Source organism: Staphylococcus lugdunensis, assembly GCF_002901705.1.
GTDB classification, from domain to species: Bacteria; Bacillota; Bacilli; order Staphylococcales; family Staphylococcaceae; genus Staphylococcus; species Staphylococcus lugdunensis.
Map to the genome: position 1 here is coordinate 297,333 of NZ_PPPV01000016.1, position 20,438 is coordinate 317,770.

At 34.4% G+C, this 20,438-nt stretch carries 20 protein-coding genes; 5 read left to right on the forward strand and 15 right to left on the reverse strand.

All coding sequences use genetic code 11. From position 1 onward, the window contains the following. The 7 genes from CD041_RS12310 to CD041_RS08355 all read right to left on the reverse strand — a co-directional run. On the reverse strand, positions 1–141 hold a 141-nt coding region (locus tag CD041_RS12310; RefSeq protein ID WP_308446737.1), incomplete at its 3' end, for a DUF443 family protein. Positions 142–195: 54 nt separating this feature from the next. Then, positions 196–822: a DUF443 family protein gene (locus CD041_RS08330; RefSeq protein ID WP_070873930.1), complete on the reverse strand. Its 627-nt coding sequence runs from the start codon at positions 820–822 to the stop codon at positions 196–198. Positions 823–898: 76 nt separating this feature from the next. Next, entirely contained in the window at positions 899–1,447 is a 549-nt protein-coding gene (locus tag CD041_RS08335; protein WP_002492549.1) for a DUF443 family protein, read from the reverse strand. A gap of 507 nt (positions 1,448–1,954) precedes the next feature. Then, positions 1,955–2,635 (reverse strand): ABC transporter permease, encoded by a 681-nt coding sequence (locus CD041_RS08340; protein WP_002460346.1) that lies wholly within the window; start codon positions 2,633–2,635, stop codon positions 1,955–1,957. Beyond that, positions 2,635–3,576 (reverse strand): osmoprotectant ABC transporter substrate-binding protein, encoded by a 942-nt coding sequence (locus tag CD041_RS08345; protein ID WP_070648234.1) that lies wholly within the window; start codon positions 3,574–3,576, stop codon positions 2,635–2,637. The genes CD041_RS08340 and CD041_RS08345 overlap by 1 nt, the downstream gene beginning before the upstream one ends. 22 nt (positions 3,577–3,598) lie before the next feature. Continuing rightward, positions 3,599–4,234: an ABC transporter permease gene (locus tag CD041_RS08350; RefSeq protein WP_002460349.1), complete on the reverse strand. Its 636-nt coding sequence runs from the start codon at positions 4,232–4,234 to the stop codon at positions 3,599–3,601. Continuing rightward, the gene (locus CD041_RS08355) at positions 4,234–5,484 is read right to left on the reverse strand and encodes a betaine/proline/choline family ABC transporter ATP-binding protein (RefSeq protein ID WP_070648233.1); all 1,251 of its coding nucleotides are present in this window, start codon (positions 5,482–5,484) and stop codon (positions 4,234–4,236) included. Before CD041_RS08355 ends, CD041_RS08350 begins: the two co-directional genes overlap by 1 nt. Positions 5,485–5,870: 386 nt before the next feature. Between CD041_RS08355 and CD041_RS08360 the strand changes: the two genes are divergently transcribed. Continuing rightward, the gene (locus CD041_RS08360) at positions 5,871–6,923 is read left to right on the forward strand and encodes a 2,3-butanediol dehydrogenase (protein WP_002492437.1); all 1,053 of its coding nucleotides are present in this window, start codon (positions 5,871–5,873) and stop codon (positions 6,921–6,923) included. Between the two features lie 163 nt (positions 6,924–7,086). On the opposite strand, the gene CD041_RS08365 is transcribed toward CD041_RS08360, so the two are convergent. After that, positions 7,087–7,683 (reverse strand): YdeI/OmpD-associated family protein, encoded by a 597-nt coding sequence (locus tag CD041_RS08365; RefSeq protein WP_070648231.1) that lies wholly within the window; start codon positions 7,681–7,683, stop codon positions 7,087–7,089. A gap of 120 nt (positions 7,684–7,803) precedes the next feature. Here CD041_RS08365 and CD041_RS08370 point away from each other — a divergent pair, with 120 nt between their 5' ends. After that, positions 7,804–9,153: a carboxylesterase family protein gene (locus CD041_RS08370; protein ID WP_070648230.1), complete on the forward strand. Its 1,350-nt coding sequence runs from the start codon at positions 7,804–7,806 to the stop codon at positions 9,151–9,153. Between the two features lie 156 nt (positions 9,154–9,309). Here CD041_RS08370 and CD041_RS08375 read toward each other — a convergent pair whose 3' ends face one another. Together CD041_RS08375 and CD041_RS08380 are read right to left on the reverse strand one after the other, a co-directional pair. Further along, positions 9,310–10,485 carry an MFS transporter gene (locus CD041_RS08375; protein WP_002492478.1) on the reverse strand — a complete coding sequence of 392 codons (1,176 nt, stop codon included), beginning with the start codon at positions 10,483–10,485 and terminating at the stop codon, positions 9,310–9,312. A 126-nt stretch (positions 10,486–10,611) separates the two neighbouring features. Then, a complete protein-coding gene (locus tag CD041_RS08380) occupies positions 10,612–10,839 on the reverse strand; it encodes a hypothetical protein (protein WP_002460355.1) in 228 nt (75 codons plus the stop codon). 157 nt (positions 10,840–10,996) lie between these two features. On the opposite strand from CD041_RS08380, the gene CD041_RS08385 reads away from it, so the two are divergent. Together CD041_RS08385 and CD041_RS08390 are read left to right on the forward strand one after the other, a co-directional pair. Beyond that, complete coding sequence (locus CD041_RS08385) at positions 10,997–11,674, forward strand: response regulator transcription factor (RefSeq protein ID WP_002478666.1); 678 nt, start codon at positions 10,997–10,999, stop codon at positions 11,672–11,674. After that, positions 11,667–13,130 carry a HAMP domain-containing histidine kinase gene (locus tag CD041_RS08390; protein ID WP_070648229.1) on the forward strand — a complete coding sequence of 488 codons (1,464 nt, stop codon included), beginning with the start codon at positions 11,667–11,669 and terminating at the stop codon, positions 13,128–13,130. The genes CD041_RS08385 and CD041_RS08390 overlap by 8 nt, the downstream gene beginning before the upstream one ends. Positions 13,131–13,619: 489 nt before the next feature. On the opposite strand, the gene CD041_RS08395 is transcribed toward CD041_RS08390, so the two are convergent. The 4 genes from CD041_RS08395 to CD041_RS08410 all read right to left on the reverse strand — a co-directional run bounded on the left by CD041_RS08395 (position 13,620) and on the right by CD041_RS08410 (position 16,744). After that, positions 13,620–14,396 carry an ABC transporter permease gene (locus CD041_RS08395; RefSeq protein WP_070648228.1) on the reverse strand — a complete coding sequence of 259 codons (777 nt, stop codon included), beginning with the start codon at positions 14,394–14,396 and terminating at the stop codon, positions 13,620–13,622. Beyond that, entirely contained in the window at positions 14,389–15,051 is a 663-nt protein-coding gene (locus CD041_RS08400) for an ABC transporter ATP-binding protein (RefSeq protein WP_002460359.1), read from the reverse strand. Before CD041_RS08400 ends, CD041_RS08395 begins: the two co-directional genes overlap by 8 nt. A 126-nt stretch (positions 15,052–15,177) precedes the next feature. Continuing rightward, positions 15,178–15,957 (reverse strand): CPBP family intramembrane glutamic endopeptidase, encoded by a 780-nt coding sequence (locus CD041_RS08405; RefSeq protein ID WP_002460360.1) that lies wholly within the window; start codon positions 15,955–15,957, stop codon positions 15,178–15,180. A gap of 22 nt (positions 15,958–15,979) precedes the next feature. Beyond that, complete coding sequence (locus CD041_RS08410; RefSeq protein ID WP_002478662.1) at positions 15,980–16,744, reverse strand: CPBP family intramembrane glutamic endopeptidase; 765 nt, start codon at positions 16,742–16,744, stop codon at positions 15,980–15,982. A 315-nt stretch (positions 16,745–17,059) separates the two neighbouring features. Here CD041_RS08410 and CD041_RS08415 point away from each other — a divergent pair, with 315 nt between their 5' ends. Then, positions 17,060–18,637, forward strand: coding sequence for an FMN-binding glutamate synthase family protein (locus CD041_RS08415; protein ID WP_002460363.1), 1,578 nt, complete (start codon positions 17,060–17,062; stop codon positions 18,635–18,637). A 251-nt stretch (positions 18,638–18,888) separates the two neighbouring features. On the opposite strand, the gene CD041_RS08420 is transcribed toward CD041_RS08415, so the two are convergent. Beyond that, a complete protein-coding gene (locus CD041_RS08420; RefSeq protein ID WP_070648227.1) occupies positions 18,889–20,427 on the reverse strand; it encodes a bifunctional metallophosphatase/5'-nucleotidase in 1,539 nt (512 codons plus the stop codon). Positions 20,428–20,438: the final 11 nt, after the last annotated feature.

Genomic DNA, 20,438 nt, shown 5'->3' on the forward strand with positions numbered 1-20,438 from the left:
ACAATTAATCATTGGAAATAGAAATGTAATCCAGTGACTGATGGTATCAACCATGAGATAGTCATCATTGTATTTTATAATTCGATATTTTGGATTCATATTTATAATTTTTGATTCACATAGCACGTTTACCACTTCCATTTCATTGGAATGATACTATCTCTCAGAAACTATTAACTATTTTGATGTGACTTTCTATACTTTATTTTTTAAAATGATATGTACTTTTTTATCCATAATCGCAAACATATTGAAAAAAAAGAAACCCGATATCATGCCTATCCATACAATAAAAATAAATATATTATATAAGTTTTCTATTACTAGACCATAGAAAGTCATCCATGAAAACCCACCGAATAAAATATAAAAAAATATTGTGAACCCAAAATTTTTAAATGTTGGTATGAGTATAATTTTTGAATGAGTTTTATTTCTCTTATATATATCTAGCGTTACTTTTTTATTGATGTATAAGAAAAAGATAAATACACCTAAAAATCCAATAACACAACTCAATACAGCAACACTTTTTTGTATTTGAATATTAAAAATATTGACGTAATTACGCAAAAGTGCACTAATCAAAATTGCTAGTCCAGCACCTATACTTGCCCCACTATTTTTAACAGGTTTCACGATATCTAAATTGTTATATTCTTCTTCACTCAATTTGGCGTATCTTTTTGGGATAAACCAATTAATCATTGGAAATAAAAACGTGATCCAATGACTAATCGTATCAACCATGAAATAGTCATTATTGTATTTTATAATTCGATATTTAGGATTCATCCTTATAATTTTTGATTCACATAGCATAATTACCACTTCCATTTCATTGGAATGATACTATCTCTCAGAAACTATTAACTATTTAGATGTGACATTCTATACTTTATCTTTTTAATATGATATGTACTTTTTTATCTATAATCGCAAACATATTGAAAAAAAAGAACGCTGCAATCCATATCACCCATAAAATAAATATAAATACATTATATAAGTTTTCTACGGCTAACCCGTAAAAAATCACAAATGCAAAACCACCATATAAAATATAGGAAGCTAATGTATAACCAATACTTTTTAATGTGGGTATGAGTATAATTTTTGAATGAGTTTTATTTCTCTTATATATATCTAGCGTTACTTTTTTATTGATATATAAGAAAAAGATAAATACACCTAAAAATGCAATGACGCAACTTATAACAGCTATACTTTGTTGCACCTGAACATCAAATATAAAGACATACTTCCTTAATAGGACACTGATTAAAATTGCTAGTCCAACGCCTATACTTGCCCCGCTATTTTTAACTGGTTTCACGATATTTAAATTGTTATATTCTTCTTCACTCAATTTGGCATATCTTTTTGGGATAAACCAATTAATCATTGGAAATAGAAATGTAAACCAGTGACTAACTATATCAACCATGAGATAATCATCTTTGTATTTTATAATTCGATATTTGGGATTTTTATTTATAATTTTTGATTCACATAGCACGTTAATCACTTCCATTTTATTGAAACAATAGTGTCTAATAACCGACATCTTTATTTTTATCTTTTGGTTAAAAATAGCTAATGAAAATTAATATGTTTTACTCATATCGCTTTTAATTTCACTCATTAATATTCCACCTTTCAACAATTAAAGTTATATTAATCATTGCTATGTCTTATTCTTAAAAGTTTCACTCTATTTGAATAAAAGTTCGTAAGATGACTAAACAATTGTTAAATTAGAATTATTATAGAATAATAATAGATTATTTACATATGTTTATTCTATCTAAATATTGTGAAAATGTATATATCAATATTTGTTTTTAAACCTTATTTTCCTTTTTTTAATTTTTGACTCCTTTGTAAAATTTATCAGTCACAGCTATACAAAAAACCAGCCAACAAATTGATATATTTGCTGGCTGGTGTATTTTTAATTAATTGTTTGAGGTTGTGGACCTTTTTTCTTTTGTGTTGGATCAAGCTTGCGTTCTAACATTCTCAGTCCAATATCGATTAAAATGGCAATGAGCGCAATTGGTATCGCTCCGGCAAGAATAAAGGCTGTACCGTCTGTTGAGTTTGTACCACGTATGATAATATCACCCAATGTTGGTGCTCCAATAAACGAACCAATAGCTACGATACCAACCGCAACAACAAGTGCAATCCGTATCCCACCGATAATCACGGATAAGGATAATGGTAGTTCAATCATACGTAATACTTGGTTACTTGTCATTCCCATTCCTTTACCTGCATCTTTAATATTGGCATCAACTTCGACAATTCCCGTATACGTATTTTTTATAATTGGTAATAGCCCATACAAAAATACGGTCACTACAACGGTGGTTGGTCCAAGACCTAATGCTAACATTAAAATGGCTAACATAGCGATAGCTGGAACCGTTTGAATCACGTTGGCAATCGTAATCACAGGCCAAGCTAATTTTTTAAATCTAGCAATAAAAATACCAATAGGGATACCCACAATACTTGCAAATAGCACGCCATACACAGACATTAGTAAATGTTTAAAGAATAATCCCATTAAATAGCCGAAATTGGTCGAATAGTAGTGTGCTAATTGTTGTAATAAATTACCATCCATTATTTACTACCTTCTTTCTTATCATCAAAGAAATGATGTTTTTCTAGAAATTCTTTGGCTATGACTGCTGGTTCTTTACCTTGACCATCCGCTTTGTAATTTAATTTCTGCATCTCTTTAGTAGTGACGGTACCTTCTAATTTTTTCAATGCTTTATCTATCTCTGGATGATCTTTAATTAATTTTTCGGTTGCTAATGGACTACCATCATACGGTGGGAAAAATTTGCGATCATCTTTTAAAACTTTTAAGTTATATGCGGCAATACGTCCATCTGTTGAATAACCTACGGCAACATCTAATTTTTTGTTCTTTAAAGCATCATATACTAAACCAATCTGCATTGGTCGTGCACTATCAAATTTGAAGCCGTAGTCTTTTTGGAATGCTGGATAACCATCACCTTGGCGATTCATCCATTGGGTATCCATCCCTAAACGCAGCTCATCTTTGTATTTCTTTAAGTCCGATACTTTCTTTAAATGGTATTTGTCGGCAACTTCTTTGGTCACCATAAATGCATAGGTATTTTCAAAGCCAAATGAATTATAATATTTCTGATTAAATTTCTTTTTAAATAAGCGTTGTGATTCAGACATTGCTTTGTCTGTATCTTTCGTTGGTGGTGCAGCAAGGACACTTGTTAATTCTGTCCCTGTATATCGCACGGCTGACATATTGACATCCCCACGTTGTAAGGCGTTATGTTGAATAATACTTGAACCAAGATTACCAATAATTGTTGGTTTGATTTTACCTTTGGTCTCATGTTCAATCATATATTTTTCAATGTAGCCCATAATTTTTGTTTCACTTGTTTCGGTTGTTGTAATTTTGACATCATCTTTTGAATTGCCATCACCAAGGCCTGGTAAACTACATCCAGATAACACGAGTAGAGATAGGACCATGATGATTAAGCTTGTTTTCACTTTATTCATTATAATGTTCTTCCTCCCTCTATTATCTAGATACTTTTAAGCCTTTTGGGACGACCCATTTTTCAACTAATGATAATAAGAAATCAACAATAAGTGCTATTGCTGTAACAAGTATCGCAGCAGTAATAATCATTGGTGGTTGGTATAAATTTAACCCATTAAATACTAAATCACCTAAACCACCAGCGCCGACATAACTTGCTAATGTTGCCCAACTAATTACATACACGCTTGATAAGCGTATGCCACTAATAATCATTGGCAATGCAAGCGGGAGTTGAACGTCTTTCATAAGTTGAAGTCTAGTCATTCCCATGCTTGTACCGGCTTGAATAACATTTTTATCAATATTTTTCACACCGAGAATGGTATTGTTTAATATAGGTAGTAATACATATACGAATAATGCCACAATGGCAGGCGTTTTACCCACACCAAAAATAGGAATCATTAACGCCAAAATCGCAAGTGTTGGAATGGTTTGAAGCACCCCTGCAATCGTTAATACGATATTTGCTGTTTTTTTAGTTTTAGATAATAAAATTCCAAGCGGAACTGCTATCACAATGGCTAATAGTAATGCAATAATTGATATTTGGAAGTGTTCAATTGTCTTTGATACGAGTTGACTTCCATATTCTTGGAGAAATTCACGCATTAACGATCATCTCCCATTTCGTTTGTTTTATGGTCTAAACCATTCATTACATCTTGTTCTCGAGGTGGTGCATCTTGTTGTGATGTTGACTGTTTATCTTTGTTATCACTGTCCAATGGGGCGGCGTCATCATTTTCGTCTCCCCATAATGAATCATAAACAATGTCTACAAGGTTTGCGCGTGTGATAAGTCCTATTAAAGTATTATCATCATCGACAACTGGCACATTACGTACATTTCGCTTTAAAATGGTACGCACAGAATCTTGTAATTTCGTATTGATATGTACTTTATAAACATCACGCTGCATCATATCAATTAATTCTTCACCTCTACGTAAACCTTGATTAATATCTTCAATATCTAAAAAGCCCAATAGTCGATTTTGATTATTCACAACAAATATGGTATCAACACGACGTTCTCTCATAATATTAACTGCATCATTAAGCGAATCATCTGCGTGCACCGTCACAGGTGTAATCATTGCACCTTCTACAGTTTTCATATTTGGTCTATCTTGGATCAATCTATTTTGACCAATAAAATCAACAACAAAATCATTAGCAGGATGTCTTAAAATATTATCTGGCGTATCAAATTGAACAATCTTTCCTTTTGACATAATACAAATGCGGTCTGCTAATTTAATCGCTTCATCCATATCATGCGTTACAAAAATAAAGGTTTTACCTAATTTTTGTTGTAACGTTTTTACTAAATCTTGCAATGTATCACGTGTAATTGGATCTAGTGCACCAAATGGTTCATCCATTAAGATAACATCTTGATCTGCTGCTAATGCACGTACCACCCCAATACGTTGCTGTTGACCACCTGAGAGTTCTGCTGGATAACGATTTAAATAATCCTCTGGCAAGTCAACCAACTTAATCAATTCTTTCGCTCTAGCATCCTTTTTCTCTTTTGACCATTTTAATAGTTTAGGTACTAATACAATATTTTCTCGAATTGTCATATGTGGCATTAATCCAATTTGTTGGATGACATAACCAATACTTCGTCGCAATTCAACCGGATTCATATCCCCAATATTTTTACCATTAATAGTAATTTGTCCTTCTGTTGGTTCAATCATACGATTAATCATTCTTAACGCTGTCGTCTTACCACTTCCACTGGTACCAATAAATGCAATAAATTCCCCTGACTCTATATCCAAAGATATGCGATCTACTGCCTTTTTGTTACCTGAGTATATCTTTGTTAAATTTTTAATACTTAACATCTATGTACTCCCTTTCTTCAATACATATCAGAAAATGATTAACATTATAAAAACCGTCATTCCCTTGGTTTAACAAATATAGTAATAAGTTAACAAGCGCATGACGGCTTTTACTTTAAATCTCATTTAATTGTGATTGTTAATCCATTTTCTTCGCATATATTTTTATGGTTACTTCATACATATACCCTAATTATTAAAAATAAACATATTAAACTTGCGAAAAATTAAATTTTTATAGAGTTTGCCCACTTTGTGAAAAAAATTTGCTCCAGCTTAGATAAAATATAAATTTATTATTATTCGCCAAAATAGTTTGAATATTTCATAAATTAGTATTACTCTATATGTATACTAAGGATTCAAAATTGAGGAGATGTCTAATTATGAAAGCAGCAGTATGGTATGGTCAAAAAGATGTTCGCGTGGAAGATCGTGAACCAAAAGTATTAAAAGATAATGAAGTGAAGGTTAAAGTATCATGGACGGGGATTTGTGGTACGGACTTACACGAGTATTTAGAAGGTCCTGTCTTTATTTCTACAGAACAACCTGACCCTTTATTAGGTCAAACTGCACCAGTGACGTTAGGCCATGAATTTTCAGGCGTAGTTGAAGAAGTAGGTAAAGACGTAACTAAATACAAAAAAGGGGATCGTGTTGTTGTGAACCCTACCGTGTCTCGACATGAAAAAGAAGAAAATATCGATCTTTATGATGGTTATTCATTTATTGGGTTGGGATCTGATGGTGGATTTGCTGAGTTTACAAATGCACCAGAAGAAAATGTTTACGCATTACCTGACAATGTTTCAGCTAGAGAAGGTGCTTTAGTTGAACCAACAGCCGTTGCAGTACAAGCTGTCAAAGAAGGCAACTTATTATTTGGTGATAAAGTAGCTGTCTTTGGTGCTGGTCCAATTGGATTATTAACAGTTGTCGCTGCTAAAGCAGCTGGCGCAAGTAAAATCTATGTCTTTGATTTATCTGAAGAACGCTTAGCTAAAGCTAAAGAAGTAGGTGCAACTCACGTCGTTAATTCTGGTAAAGTTAATCCTGTTGAATACATCAACGAACACACTGACAACGGTGTTGATGTCACTTTTGAAGTTGCTGGCGTCGGCGTTACGTTACAACAATCTGTTGAAGTCACTCGCCCACGTGGGACAGTAGTCATTGTCTCTATCTTTGCGCACCCAGTTGAATTTGATCCAATGTTATTAACAAACTCTGGAGTGAAATTAACTTCAACTATTGCTTATACACCAACGACATTCCAACAAACCGTTGACTTAATCGCTAACGGTAGCTTGGATGTTAAATCAGTCGTAACGGATGAAATCGAATTACAAGACATTGTTGAATCAGGTTTCGAACAACTTGTAAATGATAAATCACAAGCTAAAATATTAGTAAAATTAAATGGCGACCAAAAATAATACTAATGTATTTATTTTATAGGAAAAGACGGTTGAATGGCATATTCAACCGTCTTTTCCTATAAGCTTTTTTCAAATTAAGCTTGTTTACTGCCCTCATAATTTGTTGTTCAACCAATTAGAAATCTCAACTTCACTGTCTATCTTCTTTCTAATATATTTACTAATCCATCATGCCTTTACCATCTAATATATGATTCACATATTTTTCCACTCTATTATGACGAGTTTGACTACGTTTTGCTTGACCAATATAGTACATATATTGGCGTTGACGACCTGGTGTTAAACTTTCAAATGCCGTCTTTAATTCGGGCATCTCATCAAATTTAGAGGCTAATTCTTCAGGCATCTCATAGTCTGCAGTCTCTTTCAACGTCACTGTTTTACCTTGCTGTTCAACCTGGATTGCTTGTTTAACATAGTATAGAATCTCATCACGACGTTGTTCTATTTCCTTTAAAGAAGTAAAGCGTAGCTGTCTCGCTGCTTGGACCTTTTCTGTTTGTTGTACCAATGTACCATATTGATCTTCGAGTAAAGCGCCTTTATGAAATAATAATGCTACATAGTGTTTAAACCCGTGAATGAGCACGACATTTTTATTATTTAATGTGTAACATAGGTGCATCCATTTATACTGTTCTTCTAATTCTGTTTCATTAAAAATAAGTGTTCTTAAATATTGATATGCCGATTGCCATTGGCTATCTTTGCGCAAAAACGCTTCAACTTGTGCGTTGGTCTGCTTTTTATCCATCACTTCGCCCCTTTCTTTATTTTTATCAATTTAAGTTCATATTAGCCTGACACCAGAGCAATTGCAACTATAGGATATGTTATAGTAACAGTAAGTATCATATTAGGAGCGTGTATAGTCATGGTCATCGTCAAAACAGCTGGCGGCGCTATTGAAGGTACAACAAGTGATGGGATAGATTGCTTTCTTGGTATTCCTTACGCGCATGCGCCAATCGGATCAATGCGTTTTAAGCATGCACAACTTAAGACATCATGGTCCTCCCCATATCAAGCAATGCGTGTTCAAGCCATCCCACCCCAACCACAAAATAAGCTTGAAACCTTTTTTTCTTCGACACCTAGATCTTTTGTTCAAGATGAAGATTGTTTATATTTAAACATTTGGCGTCAAGCTAATGACAATTACCTTAAGCCAGTAATTATTTACTTTTACGGTGGTGGATTTATCAACGGACATGGCACTGCTGAACTCTATACACCAGAACATATCGTAGCGCAAGAAGATGTCATCGTAGTGACCTTTAATTATCGCTTGGGCGCCTTAGGTTATTTAGATTGGTCCTATTTTAATTCAAATTATGATAAAAATAACGGTTTATCTGATCAACTCGCCGCATTAAAATGGGTGCATACATTTATTGACTCTTTTGGCGGAGACACAAATAATGTGACTTTAATGGGACAATCTGCAGGCAGTATGTCTATTATGGCATTAATGCAAATGCCTCACGCAGTTACCTACTTTAAACAAGTCATCTTATTAAGTGGTACGCTCAAATTAGACAGTGCTGATGTAGGAACGACGAAAGCAAGACATTTTGAACAATTAATGGAACAGCGCTATGGTCATCATGATATTACGTTATTACATTCTTCCCAGCTATTACAGCTTATGGATGACGATGAACAAGCGCGTGGTAAATCGAAAGGATTAGAACTAATTTACGCACCAATAGCTACAAGTGACATGTCTCTACCTCTCCAAAATAATCGTAAACCTATGCTCGTATGCATCACACATGATGAAGGAGATATTTATATTACTGGCGAAGAACATAAGCTCACGCCTAGACGCTTTACAGAAGTGATGGCCTTATATGATATATATGTTAAGCCACATGACGTGCAAAGTGCAGTACAACAGTCACAAATCATTACATATTCTTATTTTTTAGCACCTGCATTGCATTTTTTAAAGCATTTCAGCACAACTAACCAGGCATGGTTAGCACGTTTTGATTGGTGCATACCACTTCATCATGACTACGGAAGTGCGTATCATATTTTAGATGTTATCTTTTGGTTCGGTAAAATGGACATCTTAGCTGCACACCAAGTATCACAATTAACGCATGCCCGACGACTAAGCAGGCAAATGATACGTGATTTAGCGCAATTTGCTCGCACAGGAACATGTCATTGGCAACCTTATTCTGCAACACACCAGCAACCATATGTATATAAGTAAAGGAGCGGGACAGCATTCATTATGAATTCGCTGTCCCGCCCCGGCAAGGTTGACCAAGATTGAAAAAGCTTGGTATACACATATTTTCAATCCAGCCAACTACTACCAATTTAGAGTCCATATCCTAAAACATAATGATGTCTGAGACTTTTACTGCTAATTATTAATATAATGATTGCGTAAAGCTAAAGTAATGATAAGTCCAGCAAGTCCTATCGCAGCACTGACATAGGGTAAAAATGAGACCTCCCATTGGGATACAACTAAGCCGCCAATCATTCCTCCTATACCAATACCTGCGTTCAATGCTGACATATTCCAACTCATAACCTGGCTTGTATCCCCTTCAACTTGCTCAATCAAACCACTTTGAATAGCGGGATTAGTGCTCCATTGCATAATATTCCATACAAAAATACCGATTAATAATAAAGCTGCATAAGGTAATATTATATTCAATAGCACCATCATAACAACAAAGACTGCGATTGATATCGTAAGCCAGCGCTTACTTGTCCATTTATCTGCAAATACTCCACCGAGTGAAGTGCCTATAACACCAGCGACACCGTTCATTAGTAATGCAACAGAGACAAAGCGCAATGTATAATCATGTGATAATATCAAGGGATTAATATAAACAAATGTGGCTGAATTTGCCACAAGTATTAAAAAGGTAATTGTGATAAATTTGACGACTTCTTGCGGTCTAATAATTTTTGAAGGCACATCAGATGCTTCTGTACCATTTGACTGCTCTGTACCAGCCACCTGTTGAAGTTCTCTTTGATGTGGTAAGTAGTACAGCATCAATATACCTGCTAGCACACTAACGACAATAATAAATAGAAAGGTGTAACGCCAACCTACTATATCCCCAATCATGGTTCCAAGTGGCACACCGAAAACATTAGCCGCACTAAATCCAGAGTATACAACGCCAATCATTTTCCCGCGATTTTTAGGAAGGGTTAACATGGCGGTTAAGGCTAACACTTTTACAATAATAAGCGAAGCAGCAGCAGATGATAGGATGCGACCTATAACGAGTATAGTGAAATTAGGCGCCAAAGCAATCATAGCATTACCTATAATGAATATAAGCAACGTCCATAACAGTACCGATCTTGCACTAAAGCGATGAGTTAATTTAACTAATATAGGTCCACAAATAGCAAACGTCAATGCATATAGCGTGACCAATTGCCCGACAACCGCTTCAGACACATGCAAATCAGCACTCATTAGATTCATGATTCCCGCAACCATCATTTCTACCATTCCAACAATAAAAACACTAAGAATAAATGTTGCAACACGCATGACTGACACTTTGTTTCTCTCCTTTCTATCATTCATTTTGTATTGCATAATAAAAAAACAGCTACGTCTAACACTGTTTATGTCGTAACTGTTTCATTATATAATAAATTATTCTTTTTTGTATATAACTCCCATTTATATACGATCAGACTCATCTAAATAGTCCTCCGTGATGGTCATGGTAATCATGGCAATCGCAAAACCGATTAACGCACCATAGATGACATATGAATTGTGTAATAATAAATCAATACCAAAGTTTAAATGAAAGCGTGCTTCAAACCATGCAAAGACAAAGCGTAAAATATTAAATAGAAATAACACCGTAGCAATAAAACCAGAAGTATAAGCTACTATTTTCATTTATATATCCCCTTTTCTAATAAGCTTAATAATAACTTTAGTATAATCAAGATACTTTAACTTCAATTTATTATCAGCTTAATTCTTCCTTAAATATGTAAAAAGCATATAGTTTAATTAGCTAAAGTTTAATATGATAGAGTGTGAGGTGTTATATATGACAATAGATGTCCTAATTGTTGAAGATGATAAAGATATTAATGAACTGATGAAATTGTCCCTTACGACTAAAGGAATTAAACAAATAAAAGTGGCTTATGACATTGACCATGCAAAGACCTTACTGCATGACTTTAACTTTCAAGTTGTATTACTAGATTTAAATTTACACGCTGAGGATGGCTACCAATTGCTCAAATATATTGATTTATCGGTGACTAATGTTATCGTAGTTACAGCCAAAGATACCAATTTGGATGTATATAAAGGCTTTGAAAAAGGAGCCGTAGATTACATTAAAAAACCCTTTGATCCAATGGAGCTGTATTATCGGGTTTCATTACATCTTCATTCAGATGCCTGCACAACTTACCACTATGATTATTTAGATATCGACTTTAACAGCATGGATGTCCAAGTAAATGGACATTCTGTACCATTAACTGCCCGCGAATATGATTTGCTTATTTATTTTATCCGTCATAAAAATCAAGTACTGACAAAACAGCAATTATATGAGCATGTCTGGGGCTATGATACCGGTGTAGATGATAATACTTTAATGGTTCACATTCGGACATTACGTAAAAAGATAGAACGCCAACCTAATCAACCTACCTTTATTCAAACCGTACGCGGTAAAGGTTATATTTATAAGGAAGATGCCTATGAATAAACGTTTTAATTTTAAATTTTCAAAATATATGACATTATTTATGCTTGCGAATATTATTTTAGGTGTCGTATTCGTAGTATATTTGTTAATTGAAACTTATGACCGCATATATAGTGATATCAATACTATTGATCCTGATTATTTAATTGCAAATGATATTGTCAAAGAACCCAATCAACATATAAAGGATTTGGCAGCCGAACACAACGTTTCGCTTTATTTTACGGATACTGCGGGAAATATACTATATCCTCATACAAAAAAAGGACAAAACTTGAAGTCTCGAATTCTTAAAAATTTGCGTTATGCACATGCTGTATCAAATAAGAAAGGCACGTATATGGTCTATTTTTATCCAAATCAATCAACAACTCGTGTTAACAATGCACGTCAAATTAAGACAGATCAACTATTAGAGAGCATTGTTACTCAAGATTATAATAAATGGGACTATAAATTAAATCAGCATCATCTTAGCTTTATTAAGAATCCCAACCCTAAACCTATATTAGATGATGATGAATTGGGCAAAGGATTTGAAAATAGTGGAAAGTTCTATTTAACTGTTTTAATGATTTATGTGTTACTCAGTATTGTATTAATTGTTATTGCTACATTCTTTGTAACAAAGCGTGTAACAAAACCAATGTCTTATTATATTCATTGGATTAACCATCTAGCACATGGTAAATTGTACCAACCTACCACAAAAAGTAAGTTGAAGCGTTTTATTAATACTTATCCAGAATTACATCACAGTTTGTCAGATCTAACACAACAATTATTAAATGATAAATTTTATCATAATCAAATGACTTATTATAAATCTAAATGGATTAGCCAAGTCTCCCATGATTTAAAATCACCTTTAACAACCATTTATGGTTATGCGAAATTAATACATGCCGATAGTGAAACACAACAATATGTAAATTTAATTACACAAAAAGCCTCATTTATGACTGAACTGTTAGAAAGTTTGAATCAAACATTTGATATTGAAACCAACCAGATACAGTATAGTAAAGAGCTTTTCCCCGTTGAATCAACGATGAATAAAGTGATTAATGTGATTGGCTATGACAATATAGACGTATACTTTCACACAGCATCACACAAGACATTTTATGGCAATAAGCTTTATTTTGAACGTCTAATGATTAATTTAATCAATAATAGTCTTGAACATAATAATGAGAATCCACATATTCAAATCCAGTTGAAGGTATACGGTACACAGCTCATTATCGATTATTTAGATGATGGTATTGGACTGCCACATACTGATTTTAAATCATTAGTTCAGGAAACATATACAACTAAGAAAGATCGCGAAAGCCATGGCTTCGGTTTATCCATCATCAATGATGCCGTCAACTATCACCATGGAACAATACAATTACAACCAACAGCGCAAGGCGTTCACTTTCATATTATGTTACAAGACAAAAGCTAACATCATTGAAGTGACTAAATTATTCATCCTAGGATTACAGACCTATAACATCAACGCTAAAATTATAAAATCTGGGAAATCACAACTGAAGCATCATAGCCAGTAAATGTGTTGTCACAAATGCATTTACTGGCTTCTTTTATGCTAATATAACGTTTTATTAACTCGCTTTCTTTGAGAATAGCTTCAGCTCACCTTAATCGACAGTATTTGTAATTTTGCGCTTTTTTCATCTTATACTGCTTTCGCAAGCACCCCACCAAAACACTTCGCTTACATATGTTTAAATATTTTTAAAAAAATAAGGCCCTTTCATTTAATTTAGTATAGACATCTTAACTAAATTAAAGAGGTACCTTTTCTTCAAAAATGATTACATTGTTCAACTTACACTGAAACAAGAATCTTCTGAATACATCCTAACTTATGATTTATTCAGATATGTGAAAACAATCATTAAAATGCTTCTAGTTGCTAAAGACGATGTCATTATGCTTCATTAACAATGTCATTATCACGTGCAACCAATTGGTGGCGCGCATTAAAGAATTGACCATAGCTTAAATAAGTAGCAATTAACGCTGACATCACGGTAGATGTCGTATGAACAAAGACAACAAGCAATTGAAATTTGACCGCTTCTAATGGCGGTGTGCCACCTATAATTAAGCCTGTCATCATCCCAGGAATTGACACTAAACCATATGTTTTAACTGAATCAATGGTTGGAACAATCGCTAATCGAATGCTATCACGTACAGCATCTTTAGACGCAAGTTTTGGCGATGCAGCTAACGTTAACTTAGATTCAATATCATTTACATCTTTAACAAAGGCACGGTCTAAATGCTGATATGCCAAATTAATAGCTATAAGCCCATTGTTTGCCAACATACCACTGATTGGAATGACTTCATTTGGTTTAAAGTCTATCGCACCTGTCAAAATAATAGCCGTCAATGGAATAGCTGTCCCAATGATAATCGCAATGAGTGAAATCCAAAAGACGTGATGCATCACTTTTGAAGCCCTATGTAATGTATTCCATGAAGCGTTAATTATAATGATAAATACTGCAAGTAAGAGTAACCACGTGGCATCTATTTCAAAAATATAATGCAATAGAAACCCTAGGATAAGCAATTGGATGGTCGCACGTAGTGACGCTACAACTAAATCTTTAATAATATGTAAGCCTTCTTTATACGAAATGGCAATCGGTATGATTAACAATAATGCCGTTAAGCAAATGGCTGTATTACTCATTGTGCTTCAACTCCTCTTGCTTAGTAATTTGACCATCAACAATCGTAATTCGTCTGTCGAAATGACGCATGCTCTGATCATCACTATGTGTAATCCACATAACACCTACACCGGTCTTGGCTAAATCGAACACGAGCTGTTCTACAATTCGCTTATTGGCGGTATCCAAGGCACTAGTCGCTTCATCTAATAATAATAGTTCGGGTTGATACATCAACTGTCTAGCTATGGTAATACGTTGTCGCTCACCGCCTGATAAATGTTCGATGCGTGTATTTAAATTATAATGTCCTAAATTAAGATGTTGAAGTAATTGTAGCGCTTTAGTTTCATCAAACTCATCAGAATGGGCCATCGCTGGAAAACGCATATTATCACCAATATTTTGGCCAAAAAGTTCACTTTGTTGCATCAGATAACTTATTTTCGAGCGCAATACTTCTGGTTCATATGCATCGAACGGTTTATCGTTTAATAATAATTCGCCACTTGTCGGACTGATTAAGTTATCTATTTGTTTTAACAAAGTGCTCTTCCCACTTCCTGAAGGTCCTACAATGGCTACAGTTTCCCCTTTTTTCAATTGGAAATTGATATTGTCTAAAATTGTACGACGTGTTGCTTGATAACATAGATGTTTAATTTCTAATAACACGTAACATCGCTCCTTATTATGTCTTACTACTATCGTACCTTATTTTCAGGTATCATCAATGACGAATTAACAACAAAAAACTATGGTTAAGCATGTAATAATGATGTTTCTTAGCCTTTACAATAATTATAAAAATTGTAATAGTGTCAAAATAAATGAAAGTAAGTTATTAAAACTATGTAACGCTATTGTTACTGCTAAATTGCGACCACTCATGTTATATGCCACCACAAAACTGGTTGCCATAATTAAATAAGGTCCGATTTCAAATGGCGATGTTGCGTCAGTGACATGAATACCAGCAAATAGCAGGATTGAAATAATCGACATTACTGGATATGACAATTTCTTACCTAATTCATGAATTAATAAATGACGAAATAGCAGCTCTTCAACTATTGGTGTAATAATTACAATATTTAAAAATAATAACGGCCACACCTTGATATTACTAAATAGTTTTCTAATTTCTTGTTCATTCTGCGTATCATGAAATTGCCAATGTTCTGGTAAAAATTGCATTACGTTCGCATAGACGATATTCGCTACATACATGACCAACAAGACGATAATCATGAGATAAATATATCGTTGTAATTGCTTCACACGAGCGATTGCAGTGTTTAAAAGTGCACGATAATGTAAGGCCCAAAAAATCAAAACTACAGATAATTGTGCCAATAAAGCATAAAGTTGTGAAGTATAAGTTAAACCACTTGGCCGATGCAATAAAGTAAATGATAACCAATTGATTGCGTCAGCTAATATAAATGGCAAATACATATTACCTAATACATATACAAGTATCAGTAAAAAATCACGTTTAACCATCTGGGGTTGTCGCCAAGGATTTTGATGATATGTCATTGATGAAATTCTGTTATTTTTTGTCATTCTATGATTCATAATAAACTCCTTTAATTTATGCTTAAAGATAACTTTGGTAGCTAAGCACTAGAAAGATGATACATTGCGTCATACTATGATATACATATGCTGCTAATAAATTTTGTTGTGACCATCTATATATGATAACAGCACCTATAGGAATAAGGCTGTAAATTCCAATTTCCAGAACAGAATGATAATGATAGGAATGAGCTACAACATCGGCAATGATGCTGAATATCATGGCTACTACCATGGGTATGCACTTCGCTAATTCGTGTATGAATAAATGGCGAAAAATCAGTTCTTCAACCAACGGCCTTAAGACAACCATCGATACCCAGACAAATGGTAATGCGTGAGGATGCGTAAACATACCAGATAAGTACTGCTCAGATTGACTGTGTTGAAACCCCCAAGGTTGGTTAAGATGATGTGCTATACATTGACCGCCATAATAAGCCAATAATGTTAAACAACTTACAATGACGATTGGCCATAGCATAGGTTTGATATCACTACTTAAACGTTGATAAATTGTTCTTAATTTCTGCTGATACAAGAAGAAAAAGCATTTCAACGTCACAATTTCCGCAACAATGAAACTCAATGTTAATACAATGGGATAAATAACTTGTGTTGGTTTATCTTGTGTTAATACCGCCCAGATACCATAGACGCCAAATACTATGATGATAGGCATGAGAACCTTTAAGAAGACATAAACTGGAATTACCCAAAACAATCGTTTCTTTACGTGCGCATCAATGGGTTGTCGTGTATTATATGTATTTAATGTCTGCATAGGTCACCTCATTCATTTGAAGCTATCACATGGCTACCAACATCGTGCTGATACCATGCTCCGCGTATTGTTCACATTTCACTTTACCATGTTCCTTAAATTATGAAAATGTTAATTATTTTGACATTAAAAAATAAGTAAATCAATTTTAAAAAATAGACAGTCACTATATTTCTCATATGTCATATTTAAACGTTGTACTACTTTTATGCTTAATGATCATTAACTTGTATCCTTATATTAGTGGAACATTACATTGTTTTTCCATATAAATAATGTACAATAATCATTACAGAGATAACGGGGGGATAAAGAATGATATTAACAACAATGCAATTTATTGTAAATGTTATTATAGTAAGCTGTCTATTATTCGTTGTTTTATTAGGGCTGTGGTTACTCTTTAAAGACAAACATCAGAAACAACATAGCGTATTAAGGAACTTCCCTTTATTAGGAAGAATTCGTTATTTTTCAGAAAAAATTGGTCCCGAAATGCGTCAATACTTATATGCTAATGATACCGAAGGCAAGCCGTTCTCACGTGTCGACTATAAAAATATTGTTATTGCCGGAAAATATAACTCAAGAATGACCAGTTTTGGTACGTTGAAGCACTATGAACATGGATTTTACATACAAAATGCAATGTTTCCATTACAGTCAACTGAACTAGTTATTGATAACCAACATATGATTTCTACATTTATTTATCAAGTTGATAATGAGCGGTTATTTAAACGAGACGAACATCGCAAACCAGCTGATATTAAACCATTTCAACTTGATGATCAGCATGCTGTCGTCATCGGCAATGATTTAGCACATCCGTTCATCGTTAAACGTTTAGTTGGACAATCTGGCATGAGTTATGGTGCATTAGGTCAACGTGCCATAACAGCACTATCTCAGGGGTTAGCACGTGCTGGCACATGGATGAACACAGGTGAAGGTGGCTTATCTGATTATCATTTGTCCGGTGGTGGGGATATTATTTTTCAAATAGGACCTGGCCTTTTTGGTGTCCGTGATCAAGAGGGAAATTTTAGTAAAGATGAATTTGTAAAATTAGTGAATCAATCGGCAATCAAAGCATTTGAGCTTAAACTTGCACAAGGTGCCAAGACCCGTGGCGGTCATATGGAAGGAAATAAAGTGACTGAAGAGATTGCACAAATACGCAATGTCAAACCGTTTCAAACAATTAATTCACCAAACCGTTTTAACTTTATTTCAAATGCAGCAGAATTAATCACTTTTGTTGATGAACTTAAACAGCTTGGACAAAAACCAGTTGGCTTTAAAATTGTAGTGAGTCATGTTGATGAAATTGAAATATTAGTGAAAGAAATGATACGTTTAGATAAGTATCCTAGTTTTATTACTGTTGATGGTGGCGAAGGTGGTACGGGCGCTACTTTTCAAGAATTACAAGATGGCGTTGGCCTACCATTATTTACAGCACTTCCTATTGTGTCTGGCATGCTTGAACGCTATGGTATACGGAATAAAATTAAGATTTTTGCTTCAGGCAAGCTAATCACACCCGACAAAATCGCCATTGCACTCGGATTAGGCGCTGATTTAGTTAATATTGCTCGAGGCATGATGATTAGTGTCGGCTGCATTATGAGTCAACAATGTCACCTCAACACATGTCCAGTAGGTGTTGCTACGACAGATCCTAAAAAGGAAAAAGCGCTCATTGTAGAAGAAAAAACATTTCGCGTAACCAATTACATCACAAGTCTACATGAAGGCTTATACAACATCGCAGCAGCAGTTGGTGTTAACAATCCAACAAATATCACAGCACAACACATCATACATCAACAACAAAATGGCACGTTACAAAGCATAGACACATACAAACTTAAACTTCTGGAGCCATAAGTTAAGAAGCGTTAAACATTTCTTTTTACAACATGTAATAAGCGTTAGTAAGTCTCACAATAAAATATAAACAAAGCCAAAAATAAAGGAGCAGGACAGAATTCATTATAAATTCGTAGTCCCGCCCCAGCAAGGTTGACTAGGATTGGAAAAGCTTGGTATACGCGTATTTTCAATCCAGTCAACTACTGCCAATATAGAGTTCATAGCCTAAAACATAATGATGTCCCAAGCTCATAGTTATTACTGAATTATATTTCTACTTTAAAATCCACAACTTGTGGCATGTTATTTAAATTGTGGTGCGTTAGATAATCGATTAATAGCTGTGCACCCTCCACTTGTATATCTTTAACCACCTTTGCTTCTGCAAACATGTTATAATCACCGCCACCTACAGCACGATAATTGTTTACACAAACGGTATAGATCTTATCTTCGACTAATGGCTGTCCTTCCACTTTAATATCATGCACGCGATGCCCCATAGGCTCGCTCACTTTAATATTATATGATACGCCTCCAAATATATCATAGTTATAATGTTGCGGTTTAGGATTTAAAAACGTGTCATTAATACCTACATCCCCGCTGTCCGTAAGATCAAAATAGCGTGCTGATTGTTCTAATGCTTCACGAATGCCCTTACCCGTCATCTCTAATACTTTAAACGTATTTGGAAACGGATAGTTATTGATAATATCACGCATTGTAATGGTCTTATCAAAGCCTGTCGCAGAATCAAATAATGCCGTACTTGCTATTTGAGCGCCACTTGTTTGTAATAATGCATGTAGTAACACATTAATAAAAGGGTGCGGTGCAATTCTTGCAGTAAATGGCTCGTCAACAATCATATTCTGCTGAATTTCAGCAATCGGCGTATCTAACCACGTGTCCACATCACTCATTAATTGACTATCTTTATCGGTTAATTTAAAAGCGCTGTCATCGTGCACTGGCAACAGTTCACTTGTACGCTGAACTAATTGTCTTCGATCATTAAATGTTAGCGTAACTTTACCAATTTGTGTCGCACGTGTTCCTGGTTGTAGAATAACTGTATCATGCTTGATAGCAGCAATTTCACGGTGTTGATGCCCCGTAATAAGCACGTCAATGTCCGACCCAAAGCGCTGCAATATCTCAGACGCTTCATTTTCTCCAGTTAATACTTCAGTTGGTTGATACGTGTCAATGTTACGTTCAAAGCCCCCATGATAACTAACAACCACGATATCAGCCTGTTCACGTACTTGAGGTAATATATCCTCTAACGTTTGAACTGCACTATTAAATGTTAAGTGTTGAATATACTCTGGTCGTTCCCAATGTGGAATATATTGTGTCGTTAAACCAATAATACCAATATTGTATCCTTGCTTCTTAATATACATGATTCCTTGTTCTGTTAATGATTTATTATCTTTTAAAATATTGGCACAAAGGATTGGATAATTTAAGCGATTGATACTTTGAGTTAAGTAGTTGAGACCATAGTTAAATTCATGGTTTCCTAATGTACCAAAGTCAAAACCAATACGATTATAGATATCCGTCAATGGCTTGCTAGAATGTATATGTGTAGCAAGGTAATGACAAAAAGGTGAACCTTGTAAAAAATCACCATTATCTATTTTAAAGCTAGCATCATAGCGCTGACGATCTTGTTCAATTATGTGGTTCGCCAATAATAGCCCTATCGGTTTATAACCTTTTGTCTGTTTAAAATCTGTTGGGAAAATATAACCATGTATATCACTTAAAATGTAAAATGCAAGTTGTGTCATCGCATGTTGTC